This is a genomic window from Pseudomonas orientalis, from assembly GCF_001439815.1.
Lineage (GTDB): Bacteria > Pseudomonadota > Gammaproteobacteria > Pseudomonadales > Pseudomonadaceae > Aquipseudomonas > Aquipseudomonas orientalis.
This window is the reverse complement of the sequence record NZ_JYLM01000006.1, coordinates 174,574-192,476: the sequence shown is the minus strand read 5'-3', so window position 1 is coordinate 192,476 and position 17,903 is coordinate 174,574. Positions and strand designations below refer to the sequence as shown.

11 protein-coding genes are annotated in these 17,903 nt (G+C 62.2%); 8 read left to right on the top strand and 3 right to left on the bottom strand.

Features of this window, described 5'->3' with window-relative positions:
* Window positions 1–51: 51 nt before the first annotated feature.
* From TU82_RS16565 to aceE, 3 genes are all read right to left on the bottom strand, one after another.
* Window positions 52–2,745: a putative bifunctional diguanylate cyclase/phosphodiesterase gene (locus tag TU82_RS16565; protein ID WP_057724375.1), complete on the bottom strand. Its 2,694-nt coding sequence runs from the start codon at window positions 2,743–2,745 to the stop codon at window positions 52–54.
* 301 nt (window positions 2,746–3,046) lie between these two features.
* The gene (gene aceF / locus TU82_RS16560; RefSeq protein ID WP_057724374.1) at window positions 3,047–4,687 is read right to left on the bottom strand and encodes a dihydrolipoyllysine-residue acetyltransferase; all 1,641 of its coding nucleotides are present in this window, start codon (window positions 4,685–4,687) and stop codon (window positions 3,047–3,049) included.
* Between the two features lie 11 nt (window positions 4,688–4,698).
* The gene (aceE, locus tag TU82_RS16555) at window positions 4,699–7,344 is read right to left on the bottom strand and encodes a pyruvate dehydrogenase (acetyl-transferring), homodimeric type (RefSeq protein WP_057724373.1); all 2,646 of its coding nucleotides are present in this window, start codon (window positions 7,342–7,344) and stop codon (window positions 4,699–4,701) included.
* A 383-nt stretch (window positions 7,345–7,727) separates the two neighbouring features.
* Here aceE and glnE point away from each other — a divergent pair, with 383 nt between their 5' ends.
* The 8 genes from glnE to TU82_RS16515 are packed head-to-tail and all read left to right on the top strand — an operon-like array spanning window position 7,728 to window position 17,680.
* The gene (gene glnE / locus TU82_RS16550; RefSeq protein WP_057724372.1) at window positions 7,728–10,667 is read left to right on the top strand and encodes a bifunctional [glutamate--ammonia ligase]-adenylyl-L-tyrosine phosphorylase/[glutamate--ammonia-ligase] adenylyltransferase; all 2,940 of its coding nucleotides are present in this window, start codon (window positions 7,728–7,730) and stop codon (window positions 10,665–10,667) included.
* A gap of 54 nt (window positions 10,668–10,721) precedes the next feature.
* Window positions 10,722–11,756, top strand: a complete 1,035-nt coding sequence (gene waaF, locus TU82_RS16545; protein WP_057724371.1) for a lipopolysaccharide heptosyltransferase II — start codon at window positions 10,722–10,724, stop codon at window positions 11,754–11,756.
* 1 nt (window position 11,757) lies between these two features.
* Window positions 11,758–12,819, top strand: a complete 1,062-nt coding sequence (waaC, locus tag TU82_RS16540; RefSeq protein WP_057724370.1) for a lipopolysaccharide heptosyltransferase I — start codon at window positions 11,758–11,760, stop codon at window positions 12,817–12,819.
* The gene (locus TU82_RS16535; protein ID WP_057724369.1) at window positions 12,819–13,943 is read left to right on the top strand and encodes a glycosyltransferase family 4 protein; all 1,125 of its coding nucleotides are present in this window, start codon (window positions 12,819–12,821) and stop codon (window positions 13,941–13,943) included. Before waaC ends, TU82_RS16535 begins: the two co-directional genes overlap by 1 nt.
* A complete protein-coding gene (gene rfaP, locus TU82_RS16530) occupies window positions 13,940–14,746 on the top strand; it encodes a lipopolysaccharide core heptose(I) kinase RfaP (RefSeq protein ID WP_057724368.1) in 807 nt (268 codons plus the stop codon). The genes TU82_RS16535 and rfaP overlap by 4 nt, the downstream gene beginning before the upstream one ends.
* Window positions 14,746–15,480, top strand: coding sequence for a lipopolysaccharide kinase InaA family protein (locus TU82_RS16525; protein WP_057724366.1), 735 nt, complete (start codon window positions 14,746–14,748; stop codon window positions 15,478–15,480). Before rfaP ends, TU82_RS16525 begins: the two co-directional genes overlap by 1 nt.
* On the top strand, window positions 15,477–16,229 hold the full coding sequence (locus TU82_RS16520) for a lipopolysaccharide kinase InaA family protein (RefSeq protein ID WP_057724363.1): 753 nt from the start codon (window positions 15,477–15,479) through the stop codon (window positions 16,227–16,229). Before TU82_RS16525 ends, TU82_RS16520 begins: the two co-directional genes overlap by 4 nt.
* Window positions 16,229–17,680, top strand: a complete 1,452-nt coding sequence (locus TU82_RS16515; RefSeq protein WP_057724361.1) for a lipopolysaccharide kinase InaA family protein — start codon at window positions 16,229–16,231, stop codon at window positions 17,678–17,680. The genes TU82_RS16520 and TU82_RS16515 overlap by 1 nt, the downstream gene beginning before the upstream one ends.
* The last annotated feature ends 223 nt before the right edge of the window (window positions 17,681–17,903 follow it).

The window sequence follows — 17,903 nt, the reverse complement described above, 5'->3', positions numbered from 1 at the left end:
GAGTAACAGTAAATTTTCAGACAGCCAGTGTGCCCGAGAGTTACCGCGCTGTCAGGCGATTGGCCCGCGTGGATAGCGTTTAAGCTTCTCCAGCAGTTCTGCGCCGGGGATTGGCCGGTCGAACAGATAGCCCTGGCCCACATCGCAACGATGCCGGCGCAGGAACGTCAGTTGCTCGGCGGTCTCGATGCCTTCGGCCACCACCTTGAGCTTGAGGTTGTGGGCCATGGCGATGACCGCCGAGGTGATCTCCATGTCGTCCTGGTTATCCGGGATTTCGTGGATGAAGCTTCGATCGATCTTAATGATGTCGATGGGGAATTTTTTCAAGTAGCTCAGCGACGAGTAACCGGTGCCGAAGTCGTCCATGGCCAGGGTCAGGCCAAAACTCTTCAGTTGGTCCAGTTGCAGGCGCGTGTCTTCGGTGGCTTCCAGCAGCAGGCCTTCGGTCAGCTCCAGCTCCAGCAGGTCGGCCGGCAACTGTTCTTCCTTGAGGATCGTGGCAATCGAGGCCACCAGGTCCGGGTCGGAAAACTGCTTGGGTGACAGGTTGATCGCCACCTGCAAGTTACCCAGCCCCGCAGCCGTCAACTGACGGCTCATGCGGCATGCCTGACGGGCGACCCATTTGCCGATGGGGATGATCAAGCCGGTCTCTTCGGCCACGCTGATGAATTGGTCGGGGCGGATCATGCCCTTTTCCGGGTGGTTCCAGCGCAACAGCGCTTCCATGCCCAGCAGGCGACCACTGCGCAGGCACAGCTTGGGCTGGTAGAACACGTCCAGCTCGTTCTGGGTCAGGGCGCGGCGCAGGTTGTTTTCCACAAACAACTTGTAACTGGCCTCGGCATTCAGCGCTTCGGTAAACACCTGCACCTGGTGTTTGCCGTTGGCCTTGGCCTTGTGCAGGGCCAGGCCGGCGTTGCGCATCAGGGTCTGCGGGTCGCGCCCGTGCAGCGGCGCGCAGGCCAGGCCCACGGAGCCGGTCACGCTGATCAATTGGTTGTCGACGAACATCGGCTTGTCGAGGGTGGCCAGCAGTTGGCTGGCGACCTGCTGGCCGGTCTCCATGTCGGCATCGTCGAGCAGCACCGCAAACTCGTTACTGGCAAAGCGCGCCAGGCTGCCGCTACTGCTCAAGCTATTGCGCAGTCGACGGGCCAGGCTGATCAGCAGTTTGTCACCGGTCTGGTGTCCGAGGCTGTCGTTGATCCGCTTGAAGTTGTCGATGTCCACCAGCAGCAGGCTGATCGGGCTGTCGCTGTCGCGGGCAAAGCGCTCGTCGAGGTTGCGGATGAACGCCGGGCGGTTGCCCAGGTTGGTCAGGTTGTCGGTGTAGGCCAGGCGTTCGATGCGCTGTTGCGCCAGCTTGGTCTGGGTGATGTCTTCGTAGATGCCGATGTAATGGGTCAACTCGCGGTTGTCGCCATATACCTTGGAAATCGACAGCTGGCCCCAGTAGGGTTCCAGGTTTTTGCGCCGGCTTTTGAATTCACCTTGCCAGCTGTTGCTCTTGGCCAGGGCCGACGGCGCGTCGAACAGCAACTCGCTGAGGTTCTCCAGGGCCGGCAACTGCGCCAGGCGGTGGCCGTGCACCTCTTCGGCGCTGTATTGAGTAATGGCGGTGAAGCTTGGGTTGACGTACTCCACCACCCCATCGCAATTGACCAGCAGAAACGCGTTGGCGCTCTGTTCCACCGCACGCTGGAACAGATGCAGGGCGCTGGTGGCGGTGCGTCGGTTGTGGTTGTTGATGACTTGGGCGAACTGGTCCGCCAGCTCGCCGGCAAAGGCGATCTCATCGGACTGCCACGCCCGCGAACTGCCGCTTTGCTCCAGACACAGTACGCCGACCACCTGGCCATCCACGCGGATGCTTGCGTCGAGCATCGCATGGACATCCTTGGCGATCAGGCTTTCGGCCATTTCCCGGGTGCGCGGGTCACGCATGGCATGGGTGGCATCGATGGCGCGGCTGCTGTGCAGGGCCTCGAGGTAATCGGGGAAGCAACTGGCGTCGATCGCTTCAGGCAGATGGTGGCGTTGATCGGCGCGGTGATAGGCCGAAATCGGCACCAGGCGCTGGCCTTCCAGGTTCCAGATGCTGGCGCAATCGATCTGATAGATGTCGCAGGCGCTGCGGGTGATCAGCTCGGCGGCTTCCTGCAGCGAATTGGGTGTGGTGTAGCGCTGGCGGGCCAGCAGCAGGATCAACTCTTGCTGAGCGCGTACCCGCTCCAGATGCTGCAGCTGTTCCTGCTGCGCGCGCTGGTTGAGTTCCAGGGCGATTTGCAGGCGGCTGTTCTGGTTTTCCAGGTCGGCGGTCGGCACCGTGACGGGAAGTTCGCTGAACAGGCCATCCACCACCATCAGGTAGCCGCGCAGCAGATGACGGTTGTGTTGTTTATAGGCCTCACCCATTTCCAGCAGGCTCAGCGGGCCATCGTGGGTGTGCAGGGTGTAGCGCACCAGGTAGTGGGCGCTGTGGGTCAGTTGCTGCTGGATCGCGTCGTGCAGTTGATAGCGCGCCTGGGGCTCCATCAGGCTGGCGTACGGCGTGCCGAGCAGGGCGCAGAGTTCGACCGCCGGCAGGCCGAATTGGCGTTCGCAGTTCGGGTCGAGGTAGAGCAGCGCCCAGCTTGCCTCATTAAGCCGCTCGAAACGCAGCATACCGAGGCGCGAAGGCACCGGTAATTGCGTCACTACCTCGGTCGCCATTCGGGCAACATCGGGTTGGCTTTTCATGGAGGAAACTCGCTTGGGAAAATGCGCACGGCGCCGGGCTCACGCCCCTCTTTGCTGTTGCTTGCCGCAAGGTTGCATCATGCGGCACGCACTGACAAGAGAGGATGAAGGCTAAGTGCTATAAGCCTGTTATCGGCCATGGGGAGGATTTCTGCAATCGGGGTGACGGAAGGTGTACAAGCCTGTCCTGTGTGTATAAAAAACCCAAAAAAAGCCCCGCCAAGTGGCGGGGTTGAGGTACGAGCGTGGCGCTCGGAAATCGGTGCGGCAATGGCCTCCCGCAAGGGGAGGCCGCTGCGGCTTACAGCAGGATGGTGCGGATGTCGTTCAGCAGCTGGCTCAGGCGCTGGGTGAAGCGTGCCGCTGCGGCGCCGTTGATCACGCGGTGATCGTAGGACAGCGACAGTGGCAGCATCAGCTTGGGCTGGAACGCTTTACCGTCCCAGACCGGCTGGATAGTTGCCTTGGACACGCCCAGGATCGCCACTTCCGGCGCGTTGACGATTGGCGTGAAGCCCGTACCGCCAATGTGCCCGAGGCTGGAGATGGTGAAGCACGCGCCCTGCATGTCGTCCGGGGTGAGCTTCTTGTCGCGGGCCTTGGCGGCCAACGCAGCCGCTTCGCCAGCCAGTTGCAGCAGGCTCTTCTGGTCGACGTTCTTGATGACCGGTACCAGCAGGCCGTCAGGGGTGTCGACCGCAAAGCCGATGTGCACGTACTTCTTGCGAATGATCGCTTTGCCGCTTGGCGCCAGCGAGCTGTTGAAGTCCGGCAGTTCCTTGAGCAGGTGCGCACAGGCCTTGAGCAGCAGGGGCAGCACGGTCAGCTTCACGCCGGCCTTCTCGGCCACGGCTTTCTGCGCAACGCGGAAGGCTTCCAGGTCGGTGATATCGGCCTGGTCGAACTGAGTCACGTGCGGGATGTTCAGCCAGCTCGCGTGCAGGCCTGCCGCGCCGATTTGCATCAGGCGGGTCATCGGCACTTCTTCGATTTCGCCGAAGCGGCTGAAGTCCACGGTACGGATCGGTGGAATGCCCGAGCCACCGGTAGCGCCGCCGGCAGCCGGCGCTTCCTTGGCCTTTTGCATCATGGCCTTGACGTAAGCCTGCACGTCTTCCTTCAGCACGCGACCGTGAGGACCACTGGCCGAGACGGCGCTCAGCTCGACGCCGAATTCACGGGCCAGTTGGCGTACAGCCGGGCCGGCGTGAACCTTGGCACCGCTTGGCGCAGGTGCGGCAGCAGCAGGGGCCGGAGCGGCCTCAGCTTTTGCAGCAGGTGCAGGGGCGGCAGCAGCCGGAGCAGCTTCAGCCTTGGCAGCCGGAGCGGCGGCCGGTGCTGGAGCGGCCGCAGGCGCAGCGCCTTGTACTTTCAGCTTGAGGATGAAGTCACCGGTGCCGACTTCGTCTTCCAGCTTGACCGCAATGCTTTCCACCACGCCGGCAGCCGGCGATGGAATCTCCATGGAGGCCTTGTCGGACTCCAGGGTGATCAGCGACTGGTCGGCTTCAACGGTGTCGCCAACCTTGACCAGCAACTCGATGATCTTGGCCTTGCCCGACGAGCCGATGTCCGGGACGTGAATGTCCTGGACGCTGGCGGCGGCAGGTGCGGCAGCCGGAGCCTCGGCGGCAGCGGCAGGCTGTTCAGCAGCAGGTGCAGGTGCAGCGGCGGCCGGAGCGGCAGCCGCAGGCGCTGCATCGGCAGCCCCTTCGATTTCCAGCTCCAGCAGTTCGTCGCCCTCTTTCAGGCGGTCGCCCAGCTTCACTTTCAGGCTTTTGACCACGCCGGCCTTGGGAGCAGGGATTTCCATGCTCGCCTTGTCCGACTCCAGGGTCAGGATGCTCTGGTCGGCTTCGACGGTGTCGCCGACCTTCACAAACAGCTCGATTACTTCACCTTCACCGCTGCCGATGTCAGGTACGCGAATGAGTTCGCTCACAAAAAATCTCCTCAGCAGTCCAGTGGGTTGCGTTTTTCCGGGTTGATCCCGAACTTGACGATGGCGTCAGCCACCACCTTGGGTTCGATCTCACCACGGTCAGCCAAGGCTTCCAGGGCTGCCAACACCACGAAGTGACGGTCGACTTCGAAGAAGTGACGCAGCTTCTTGCGGCTGTCACTGCGACCGAAACCGTCGGTGCCCAGGACTTTGAATTCCTTGGACGGGACCCACTGGCGAATTTGTTCAGCAAACAGTTTCATGTAGTCGGTGGAGGCAATGACCGGACCTTTACGGCCGTTCAGGCACTCTTCGACATAGCTCAGTTGTGGCTTCTGGCCAGGGTGCAGACGGTTGCTGCGCTCCACGGCCAGGCCGTCGCGACGCAGTTCGTTGAAGCTGGTGACGCTCCACACATCGGCGCCGACGTTGAATTCGTCACGCAGGATCTTAGCCGCTTCACGCACTTCGCGCAGGATGGTGCCGGAGCCCATCAGCTGTACGTGGTGCGCCGCTTCCTTGGTGTCTTCTTCGAGCAGGTACATGCCCTTGATGATGCCTTCTTCCACGCCGGCCGGCATGGCTGGCTGCTGGTAGGACTCGTTCATCACGGTGATGTAGTAGAAAACGTCCTGCTGCTCCTCGGTCATCTTCTTCATGCCGTCCTGGATGATCACCGCCAGCTCGTAGCCGTAGGTTGGATCAAAGGTGCGGCAGTTCGGGATGGTGGCAGCCAGGATGTGGCTGTGACCGTCTTCGTGTTGCAGGCCTTCGCCGTTGAGCGTGGTGCGCCCGGCGGTGCCGCCGATCAGGAAGCCACGGGTACGGCTGTCGCCGGCTGCCCAGGCCAGGTCGCCAATGCGCTGGAAGCCGAACATCGAGTAGAAGATGTAGAACGGCAGCATCGGCTGGTTGTGGCTGGAGTACGAGGTACCGGCAGCGATGAAGGAGCTCATGGCGCCCGCTTCGTTGATGCCTTCTTCGAGGATCTGGCCCTTCTTGTCTTCCTTGTAGAACATCACCTGGTCTTTATCGACTGGCTCGTAGAGCTGGCCGACGGAGGAGTAGATGCCCAACTGACGGAACATGCCTTCCATACCGAAGGTACGGGCTTCGTCCGGGATGATCGGGACGATGCGTGAACCGATTTCCTTGTCCTTGACCAGCTGCGCAAGGATGCGCACGAAAGCCATGGTGGTGGAGATTTCACGGTCGCCCGAGCCGTCCAGGATAGCCTTGAGGGTATCGAGTGGCGGCGTCGGGATGCTCATGCTCTTGGCGCGGCGTTGCGGCACGAAACCGCCCAGGGCGCTGCGGCGCTCACTGAGGTAGCGGGCTTCGGCGCTGTTCGGCTCCGGCTTGAAGAACGGCAGGTTCTCCAGCTCTTCGTCCTTGACCGGGATGTCGAAGCGGTCGCGGAACAGCTTCAGGCTGTCGACGTCGACTTTCTTGGTGTTGTGCGCGGTGTTCTTCGCTTCGCCGGCACCGGTGCCATAACCCTTGATGGTCTTGGCCAGGATGACGGTCGGCTGTTCCTTGTGGTTGACCGCTTCGTGGTACGCCGCGTAGACCTTGTATGGGTCGTGGCCGCCACGGTTGAGCTTCCAGATTTCGTCGTCGGACAGGTCGGCAACCATCGCCTTGAGTTCAGGCGTGTTGAAGAAGTGCTCGCGCACGAACGCACCGTCTTTGGCTTTGTAGTTCTGGTACTCGCCGTCGATGACTTCGTCCATGCGACGTTGCAGGATACCGTCGACGTCCTTGGCCAGCAGTGGGTCCCAGAAACGGCCCCAGATGACTTTGGTCACGTTCCAGTGAGCGCCACGGAACACGCCTTCGAGTTCCTGGATGATCTTGCCGTTGCCGCGAACCGGGCCGTCGAGGCGCTGCAGGTTGCAGTTGATGACGAAGATCAGGTTGTCCAGCTTTTCGCGGCCGGCCAGGGAGATGGCGCCCAGGGATTCCGGCTCGTCACACTCGCCGTCGCCCAGGAAACACCAGACTTTCTGCTTGCCTTCAGGGATGAAGCCGCGGGCTTCCAGGTACTTCATGAAGCGTGCCTGGTAGATCGCCTGGATCGGGCCCAGGCCCATGGAAACGGTCGGGAACTGCCAGAAATCAGGCATCAGCCAAGGGTGCGGGTAGGACGACAGGCCCTGACCGTCGACTTCCTGGCGGAAGTTGTTCATTTGTTCTTCGGTGATGCGGCCTTCCATGAACGCACGGGCGTAGACGCCTGGCGAGGTGTGGCCCTGGAAGTAGATCAGGTCGCCGCCGTGTTCGTCGGTCGGGGCCTGGAAGAAGTAGTTGAAGCCGATGTCATACAGGGTTGCGCTGGAAGCGAAGCTGGAGATGTGACCGCCCAGGTCCGAATCTTTCAAGTTCGTGCGCATTACCATCGCCATGGCGTTCCAGCGTACCAGCGAGCGAATGCGGCGTTCCATGAACAGGTCGCCAGGCATGCGTGCTTCGTGGGTAACGGGGATGGTGTTGCGGTATGGCGTGGTGATGGCGTAAGGCAACTGCGAGCCGCTGCGGGTCGCGAGTTCGCCCATACGGGTCATCAGGTAATGAGCACGGTCTTCGCCTTCTTTGTCGAGAACCGATTCCAGGGCGTCCAGCCATTCCTGGGTTTCGACGGGATCGAGGTCTTGCATGGCTTGCTCCAGGGCGGAAAGGCTACCAGAATCGGTTGCCTGAAGTTTGCGACTGGCCTTGTGGGCAGACGACATAAATTCTTGGATGGCCGAAGGTTGCTTCGGCGTCCTGTAGTTTTACTACAAATCGTCGGCCATTTCAGCCTTTCGAATGTATATACGAGTAGTAAAACTACACAAGACTGAGCGTATGGCTCGGTCTGGCTGGTGAGCATAATCGTTATTGTTGATCTTTTGCGAACAAGAAAAGGTAGATGTTTAATGTTCCCTGCCAACAACTGTGATTTTTCAGCTATTTATAACCTTTGTTCGACAGTCCTGCATGTAGCGCCAGTATCACGTCCACGGCAACACGCCATTCACGCGCCGATCAAGGATAGACCATGAGCCTGCCAACATTGGCCGAATTGCCAGCCATTCTCTTGCCAAAAGCCCAGCGGGCCGAGCAGTCATTTCGTGACGCCGTGGCCGCGCTGGAAGACGATCATGGACTTTCTGCGTGGACGCCGCAACGCTGGGCCGACTTCGCGCGGGTCTGCGCCGCCAGCGATTTCGTCATTGAACAGAGTGTTCGTGACCCTTTGATGTTGCTCGAACTGGTGGCCTGGGGCGAGCTGGACCGAGGTTTTGCGCCGGGTGAACTGTGCGGGCAGATTGCCGGTGCCGTGCAACAGGCTGAAACGGAAGATGAGCTGGGCCGTGTGCTGCGCCGCCAGCGTACGCGCCAGCAGGTGCGCATCATCTGGCGCGACCTGACCCGCCAGGCTGATCTGGTGCAGACCTGTCGCGACCTGTCCGACATGGCCGACGCGTGCATCGACCAGGCCTATCAATGGCTGTACCAGCGCCACTGCGTGCAGTTCGGCACGCCCACCGGGCGGCGCAGCGGTGAGGCGCAGCACATGGTCATCCTCGGCATGGGCAAGCTTGGGGCGGTGGAGCTGAACCTGTCGTCGGATATCGACCTGATCTTCGCCTACCCCGAAGGCGGCGAGACCGTGGGGGTCAAGCGCGCCCTGGATAACCAGGAATTTTTCATTCGCCTTGGTCAAAAACTGATCAAGGCGCTCGACCCGATGACGGTCGACGGTTTCGTGTTTCGCGTCGACATGCGCCTGCGCCCCTACGGTTCGGCGGGCGCGCTGGTGCTCAGCTTCAACGCGCTGGAGCAGTACTACCAGGACCAGGGCCGCGACTGGGAACGCTACGCCATGATCAAGGCCCGCGTGGTCGCCGGTGACCAGGTCGCCGGTGCGCAGCTGCTCGACATGCTGCGCCCGTTCGTCTATCGCCGTTACCTGGACTTCTCGGCCATCGAAGCGCTGCGCACCATGAAGCAGCTGATCCAGCAGGAAGTGCGGCGCAAGGGCATGGCCGACAATATCAAGCTGGGTTCGGGCGGTATTCGCGAGGTGGAATTCATCGCCCAGGCGTTTCAACTGATCCACGGCGGCCGCGATCTCAGCCTGCAGCAACGGCCGCTGTTGAATGTGCTCGGGACGCTGGAAGGCCAGGGCTACCTGCCGTCTGCGGTGATCAGTGAGCTGCGCAATGGCTATGAATTCCTGCGTTACACCGAACACGCGATCCAGGCGATTGCCGATCGTCAGACCCAGATGCTCCCCGACAGCCCCGAAGACCAGGCGCGCATTGCTTTCATGCTGGGCTTTGCCGATTGGGCCGCGTTCCACGAGCGCCTGATGTATTGGCGCGGACGCGTGGATTGGCATTTCCGCCAGGTGATTGCCGACCCTGATGAAGAAGAGGGTGAAGAAAGCGAGCTTGTGGTCGGCGGGGAGTGGTTGCCGTTGTGGGAAGAGTCCCAGGATGACGATGCTGCCTGCCGCCAATTGAGCGAAGGCGGCTTTACCGATGCGCCCAAGGCCCTCAAAGCCCTGGCAGGCCTGCGCGGTAGCCCGCAACTGCGCGCCATGCAGCGCCTCGGTCGCGAGCGGCTGGATGCGTTTATCCCGCGCCTGCTGGCCCAGGCGGTCGAACACGCCAACCCGGACCTGGTGTTGGAGCGCGTATTGCCGCTGGTGGAGGCCGTCGCCCGGCGTTCCGCTTACCTGGTGCTGCTTACCGAAAATCCCGACGCCCTGCGCCGCCTGCTGACCCTGTGCGCCGCGAGCCCGTGGATCGCCGAGCAGATCACGCGCTTTCCGCTGTTGCTGGATGAATTGCTCAACGAAGGGCGCCTGTTCAAGCCACCGCTGGCGCCGGAGTTGGCCGCCGAGTTGCGCGAACGCCTTACGCGTATTCCCGAGGACGACCTTGAGCAGCAGATGGAGGCCCTGCGCCATTTCAAGCTGGCGCACCGTCTGCGCGTGGCGGCGTCGGAAATTGCCGGTAGCCTGCCGTTGATGAAAGTCAGCGACTACCTCACCTGGCTGGCCGAAGCCATTCTCGAACAAGTGCTGGCCCTGGCCTGGCGCCAGACCGTGGCCCGCCATGGTTCACCGCAACGACTGGACGGCAGCCTGTGCAATCCCGGGTTCATCATTGTCGGTTATGGGAAAGTCGGCGGTATCGAGCTGGGGCATGGTTCGGACCTGGACCTGGTGTTTATCCATGACGGCGACCCGCAGGCCGAGACCGACGGCGCCAAGCCGATCGACGGCGCGCAGTTCTTCACGCGCCTGGGCCAGCGCATCATTCACCTGCTGACCACCCAGACCAACTCCGGCCAGTTGTACGAAGTGGATATGCGTCTGCGCCCTTCCGGGGCGTCCGGCTTGTTGGTCAGTTCACTGGGCGCATTCGACCGCTATCAACAAAATGAAGCCTGGACCTGGGAGCATCAGGCGCTGATTCGCGCACGCGTGTTGGTGGGCAGCCAGGATGTGGGCCATGCATTCGAGCAGGTGCGCGCTAAAGTATTGGGACGTGAACGGGATCTGGCCAAGCTGCGCCAGGAGGTCAGCGAGATGCGCGCCAAGATGCGCGATAACCTGGGTACCAAGGCCACGGCGGCCGGCAGGGGCGCCAATGCCTTCGAAGCCACGGCGCTGTTCGATCTCAAGCAGGACGCCGGAGGTATCGTCGATATTGAATTTATGGTGCAATACGCGGCTTTGGCGTGGTCTGCGCAACATCCCTCGTTGCTGCGCTACACCGACAATATCCGCATTCTGGAAGGCCTGGAGCAGGTCGGGTTGATGCCCGCCGCCGATGCTCATTTGCTGCGTGAGGTGTATAAGGCCTACCGCTCCGCCGCGCACCGCCAGGCCTTGCAGAACGAGGCCGGCACGGTGGCCGGGGACCAGTTCGCCGACGAACGGCGACAGGTGATGCGAATCTGGCAGACGCTGGGCTTGAGCTGAAACACTATTAGGGCGGGGAGGCATAAGCCTCCCCGCATTGTTTGTGGAAATGACATGAATATTCTGATCGTTGGGCCCAGCTGGGTCGGAGACATGGTGATGGCGCAGACACTGTTCCAGTGCCTGCGGCTGCGCTATCCGGACTGCCAGATCGACGTGCTCGCCCCTGAGTGGAGCCGACCGATCCTCGAGCGCATGCCCGAGGTACGCAAGGCCTTGAGCTTTCCGCTCGGCCATGGCGCGCTGGAATTGGCGACCCGTCGTCGCATCGGCAAAGCCATGGCCGGCCAGTACGACCAGGCCATCCTGTTGCCCAACTCGTTGAAGTCGGCGCTGGTGCCGTTTTTTGCCGGCATCCCCAAGCGTACCGGCTGGCGCGGCGAGTTTCGCTACGTGCTGCTCAATGACGTACGCACCCTGGATAAAGCCCGCTACCCGCTGATGATCGAACGTTTCATGGCCCTGGCCTACGAGCCGGGCGCGCCATTGCCCACGCCGTACCCGCGCCCCAGCTTGCAGATTGATCCGGTGACCCGCGCTGCGGCGCAGGCCAAGTTTGGCCTGACGCTGGATCGCCCGGTATTGGCATTGTGCCCGGGCGCCGAGTTCGGCGAGTCCAAGCGCTGGCCGTCGGAGCATTACGCCAAAGTCGCCGAGAGCAGGATTCGCGAAGGCTGGCAGGTGTGGCTGTTTGGCTCGAAGAACGATCATTCGGTGGGTGAGGATATTCGCCAGCGCCTGATTCCGGGCCTGCGTGAAGAGGCGGTCAACCTCAGCGGCGAAACGTCCCTGGCCGAGGCCATCGACTTGCTGTCCTGCGCCGACGCCGTGGTGTCCAATGACTCCGGCCTGATGCACGTCGCCGCCGCGCTGAATCGTCCGTTGGTGGCGGTGTACGGCTCGACGTCACCCGGCTTCACCCCGCCGTTGGCGGACAAGGTTGAAGTGGTGCGCCTGGGTCTGGATTGCAGCCCCTGTTTTGAGCGGACCTGCCGTTTCGGCCACTACAACTGCCTGCGCCAATTGCTGCCGCAGCCGGTAACCGACGCCTTGCAGCGGTTGCACGGCGACGTGGTCGAGGTTCATTGAGTTGCGGGTACTGGTAATCAAGACCTCATCCCTGGGCGACGTGATCCACGCCTTGCCGGCACTGACCGACGCGGCGCGGGCGATCCCCGGTATCCGTTTCGACTGGGTGGTGGAAGAAGGCTTTGCCGAAATCCCCACCTGGCACCCGGCGGTGGACAAGGTGATCCCGGTGGCGATTCGTCGCTGGCGCAAGAACCTCTGGCAAACCCTCAAGAGCGGCGAATGGCGGCGGTTCAAACAGGCCGTGCAGTCGACCAGATATGACTTGGTCATCGATGCCCAGGGCCTGCTCAAAAGTGCCTGGCTGACCCGCTACGTTCGGGCACCGGTGGCCGGCTTCGATAAAGCCTCGGCACGCGAACCCTTGGCGGCGCGTTTTTATTCCCGGCGCCTGGCCGTGGCCCGTGGGCAACATGCGGTGGAGCGTTTGCGCCAACTGTTTGCCGTGGCACTGGGGTACGACCTGCCCAAGGGCCTGGGCGACTATGGCCTGAGCGTCGAGAAACTGCTGGGCCTGCCGCCGAAAAAACCTTTCGTGCTGCTGCTGCATGGTACGACCTGGGACACCAAGCATTGGCCCGAGGCCTACTGGCGTGAACTGGCCGAACGCATGGGGCGCCTGGGCGTGGACGTGAAATTGCCGTGGGGCAACGCCGACGAAAAGGCCCGCGCCGAGCGCCTGGCCCAAGGCCTGGCCAATGCCGAAGTGCTGCCAAAACTCAACCTGGCGGGCGTGGCCCGTGTATTGGCCGGTGCGCGCGCCTGTGTGGCGGTGGATACCGGTCTGGGCCATCTGGCGGCTGCGCTGGACGTGCCGACTATTTCGCTGTTCGGGCCCACCAATCCCGGGCTCACCGGCGCCTACGGCAAGGGCCAGATTCACCTGGCCAGCGACTGGCCGTGCGCGCCGTGCCTGCAAAAACAATGCACCTATCAACCCACCGCCGATGACCTGCGGCGGTTCGACATCAAGCGCGAGTCGCCCCTGTGCTTCACGCGTCTGAATCCTGAGCGTGTAGCGAGCCGGCTGAGCACGTTGTTACTGGCTGAGGAGCTGCACTGATGCAACTGGCTTTCGTACTGTACAAATACTTTCCCTTCGGTGGCCTGCAGCGCGACTTCATGCGCATCGCCCTGGAGTGCCAGCAACGCGGACATAAAATCCGGGTGTACACCTTGATCTGGGAGGGCGATATCCCGCCGGGCTTCGAAGTGCTGGTGGCGCCGGTCAAGGCATTCTTCAACCATCGGCGCAACGAGAAACTCAGCGCCTGGATGAAGGCCGACCTTGCCAAACGCCCGGTGGATCGCCTGATCGGCTTCAACAAGATGCCCGACCTGGACGTGTACTACGCCGCCGACGGCTGCTTTGAAGACAAGGCGCAAAACCTGCGTCATTCGCTGTACCGTTATTTTGGTCGTTACAAGCACTTTGCCGACTACGAGCGGGCCGTGTTTGCCAGGGACGCCAAGACTGAAATCCTGATGATTTCCGAGGTGCAGCAGCCGCTGTTCATCAAGCATTACGACACGCCGCTGGAGCGCTTCCACCTGCTGCCGCCGGGCATTGCCCAGGATCGCCGCGCGCCGCCGGATGCGGCGCAGATTCGCGAAGGGTTCCGCAAGGAATTCGGCCTGGGCGACGACGACTTGCTGCTGGTGCAGATCGGTTCCGGCTTCAAGACCAAGGGCGTCGACCGCAGCCTCAAGGCGCTGGCGGCGTTGCCGTCCGAATTGAAGAAACGCACCCGCCTGTTTGTAATTGGCCAGGACGACCCCAAAGTATTCCAATTGCAGAGCGCCACCTTGGGCCTGGGCGATAACGTGCAGTTCCTCAAGGGGCGCAGCGATATCCCGCGTTTCCTGCTGGGCGCCGACCTGTTGATCCACCCGGCGTACAACGAAAACACCGGTACTGTCTTGCTCGAAGCCCTGGTGGCCGGGTTACCGGTGCTGGTCTCGGCGGTCTGTGGTTATGCCCATTACATCGGCGAAGCCGACAGTGGCCTGGTGCTGGATGAGCCGTTCGAACAGACACAGCTCAACGGGTACCTGGCGCGGATGTTGTCCGATTCTGCACAGCGCGCGGCCTGGGGCCGCAATGGGTTGGCCTTCGCTGAGACGGCTGACCTCTACAGCATGCCGCAGCACGCTGCGGATGTGATTCTGGCGGAGCCAAAACCATGAAATTGATGCTTGCCGAACCGTTCAAAACCCTCTGGGCCGGGCACGATGCGTTCGCCGCTGTCGAGCGCCTGGAAGGCGAGGTGTACCGTGAACTGGAGGCGCGTCGCACATTGCGTACCGAGGTGGATGGCCGCGGCTATTTCGTGAAGATCCACCGTGGGATTGGCTGGGGCGAGATCGTCAAGAACCTGGTGACCGCCAAGCTGCCGGTGCTGGGCGCCGGTCAGGAATGGCTGGCGATCCAGCGCCTGCAGGCACTGGGCGTGCCGACCATGACCGCCGTGGCCTATGGCGAGCGCGGCAGCAACCCGGCCGATCAGCACTCTTTCATCATTACCGAAGAATTGGCGCCGACGGTCAGCCTGGAAGATTTCAGCATCGACTGGCTCAAGCAGCCGCCGCAGCCGCGTCTCAAGCGCGCGCTGATCGCCGAAGTGGCGCGCATGACCGGCATGATGCATCGCGGCGGCGTCAACCACCGTGACTGCTACATCTGCCACTTCCTGCTGCACACCGATGCAGCGGTGACGGCCGATAATTTCAAGCTCTCTATCATCGACCTGCACCGCGCCCAGACGCGCGACAGGATCAGCCGGCGCTGGCGCGACAAGGACTTGGCGGCGCTGTACTTCTCGGCGCTGGACATCGGTCTGACCCGTCGCGACAAGCTGCGCTTTCTCAAGGGCTATTTCCAGCAGCCGTTGCGCCAGATCCTCGCCGAGGAAAGCGCCCTGTTGCTGTGGCTGCAAGCCAAGGCCGACAAGCTCTATGCGCGCAAGCAGCGTTACGGGGATGCGCTCTGATGGCGGGTTGGAATCTGGAACCTGCCTACGCTGCGCTCGCGGACGACTTTGGCAGCCTGGAAGCGGTGTTCGCCCTGCAAGGCGAGCGCCTGACCCGCGACCCGTTGTCGGAAGTCATCCGGGTGGAGCGGGGCGGGATCAATTATTACGTCAAGCGCTACGTCGGCGCCGGCAAAGGCCTGCGCCGCTACCTGGGCAGGCCTCGGGTGAAATCCGAATGGCAGAACCTCAAGCGCTTCGCCAAATGGGGCATTCCCACCGCCGATGTGGTGGCGTGGGGCCTGGATCGCAAGGGCCTGGCCTATGACCGGGGTGCAATGATCACCCGGGAATTGCCCAGGACCGAGGACTTGTCGCTGTTGGCCGAGCGTAATGACCCGCGCCTGAAAGACCCTCGCTGGGTTGACGGTATCAGCCGTCAGCTCGCCGAGTACACGCGGACCATGCACGACCATCGCTTCACCCATAACGACTTGAAGTGGCGCAACCTGCTGGTGGATGACCAGCGCACCCTGTACATGATCGACTGTCCCAACGGCGATTTCTGGCGCGGCTTCTGGCTCAAATACCGCATTACCAAAGACCTGGCCTGCCTGGACAAGGTCGCCAAGTATCATCTGTCGGCCACCCAGCGCCTGCGTTTCTACCTGCAATACCGCCAACGCACGCACCTGACGACGTCAGACAAACAACGGATTCGCCATGTGGTGAAGTTTTTCGAGGGGCGTGAATGAGTGACTTCCTGGCGGCCGAAGACCGCGCTTTGCTTGAGCGCAACGGCCTGGCGACCTTCGACACGTTGTGGGCCAAGCAACTGGATGCGGTGGATGAGCCGAACACCAGTGGCGACGGATGGAGCAGCGTGTATCGCCTGGAACTTGAAGGTCAGGGTTACTACCTCAAGCGCCAGAGCAACTACCTGACACGTACCTTGCACCGGCCGTTCGGCGAGCCTAGTTTTGCCCGCGAGTTTCGTAATATCAGCCTGTACCGCAAGCTTGGCATTCCTGCCTTGCAGGCGGCGTTCTTCGGCGAGCGCAAGGTCAAGGGCGAGCGCCGCGCGATGTTGCTCACCCGCGCCCTCGACGGTTGGAATGACCTGGACTCGTTGCTGGAGCACTGGCCGCAGTCGAGCGATGCCCAGCAACGCGCCATCCTTCTGGCCTGCGGCAAGCTTGCGCGACATTTGCACAGCGTGGGGCAGGTGCATGGCTGTTTTTATCCAAAGCATATTTTCCTGCAGGCCACTGCTGACGGTTACGCCGCGCAGTTGATCGACCTCGAGAAAACCCGCCCGCTGTTGTTCGGCTGGCGTGACCGGGTCAAGGACCTCGAACCCCTGTTGCGCCGCGCGCCGCAATGGTCGGATGGGCAGGTGCGACAACTCCTGGCGGCGTATCTTGAACAGCCTGAAGACAGTGCGCTGGTCGCCACCTGGTACCAACGGCTTACCGCGCGCCGCAGCCACAAGGAGAACCGCTGATGCGTTTATCCGAGCTGAAAAATGCCGGCCGTAGCCCCAGTCTGCCGCTGACCCTCGACCTGGCCGATGCGGCAGGCCCGGGGCAATTGCAACTGCTCAGCCTGCTGCGGGTATTGCCGGGGCAGCGCTACGTCGGCGCCGCAATATGGCGCGGTCGCCCGGTGCTGGCCAAGCTGCTGGTCGGCAGCAAGGCCGCGCGGCATTTCCAGCGTGAGCGCAGCGGTGTGCGCTTGTTGGCCGAACAAGGCCTGACCACGCCATTGTTGCTGGCCGACGGCTTGCAGGAAGGCGAGGGGGGCTGGCTGCTGTTCGAATTTCTCGAAGGCGCCCAAAGCCTGGCCGACGCCTGGCTCGCTGTCGAAGGCTTGCCGCCCTTGGCCGACGAGCAAACCGCCGTGCTTGCCGAAGCGCTGGGTGCGATTGCACAGATGCACGGCAAGGGGTTATGGCAGGAAGATCTGCACCTGGACAACCTGCTGCGCCAGGGCGGCAAGCTGTATCTGATTGATGGCGCGGGGATTCGTGTCGAAGAGGCGGGCAAGCCGCTGTCGCGCACTCGCGTGCTGGAAAACCTCGGGGTGTTCTTTGCCCAGTTGCCCAAAAACCTCGCGCCGTTTACCGAAGAGTTGCTGGTGTATTACCTGCTGGCCAACGGTGAACATGCCTTGCCGCTGGAAGCCCTCGAAAAGCAGGTGCGCAAAGTCAGTGCCTGGCGTTTGCGCGATTATCTGAACAAGGTCGGCCGCGAGTGCACGCTGTTCAGCGTGGTGCGTGGCGCCTTTGGCCTGCGCGCGATTCGGCGTGAAGAAGAGGCGGCCATGCTGCCTGTGCTGGAGCAGGCCGATGCGCTGCTTGAACAGGGCCATCTGTACAAGACCGGCGGCGCCGCAAGTGTGGCCAGGGTCGAAGTGGCCGGCCGGCCTCTGGTGATCAAACGCTACAACATCAAGGGTTTTGCCCACTGGCTCAAACGCTTCTGGCGCCCGAGCCGCGCCTGGCATTCCTGGCGCGAAGGCAACCGCCTGGCGTTCCTCGGCTTTGCCACGCCCGAGCCGCTGGCGGTGATGGAGAAGCGCTTTTTCTGGTTGCGCAGCCGTGCCTATCTGGTCACTGAATACCTGCCGGGGCCGGACATTATCGAGCGCTTTGCGCCCTATGTTGAACGCGGCGATGCGCCGGAAGATGAACTGCTGGCGCTGGACCAGTTGTTCGCCGAGCTGATTGAGGCGCGCATCAGTCATGGTGATTTCAAGGGCCACAACCTGTTCTGGAGCGAAGGGCGCTGGGCGATGATCGACCTGGACGCCATGTGCCAACACGGCTCGGTTGCCAGCTTTGCTGCGGCGTATGCCAGGGATCGCGCGCGGTTCATGCGCAACTGGCCGCAGGACAGTGCGTTGTATCGGGTGATCGATCAGCGGTTGCCCAAAGAGGTCGGCGTCGCCGGTTGAAGCGGGCCTTCGGCCCTATCGGGGGCAAGCCCCCTCCCACACTGACTGCGTTCACACCTTCAGATGTGTAAATACAGTCAAATGTGGGAGGGGGCTTGCCCGATGCGGTGTGTCAGCGAATGCCTGTGTAACTGACCCACCGCTGTCGGGAGCCAGCCCCTGCCACACTGACTGCGTTCACACCTTCAGATGTGTAAATACAGTCAAATGTGGGAGGGGGCTT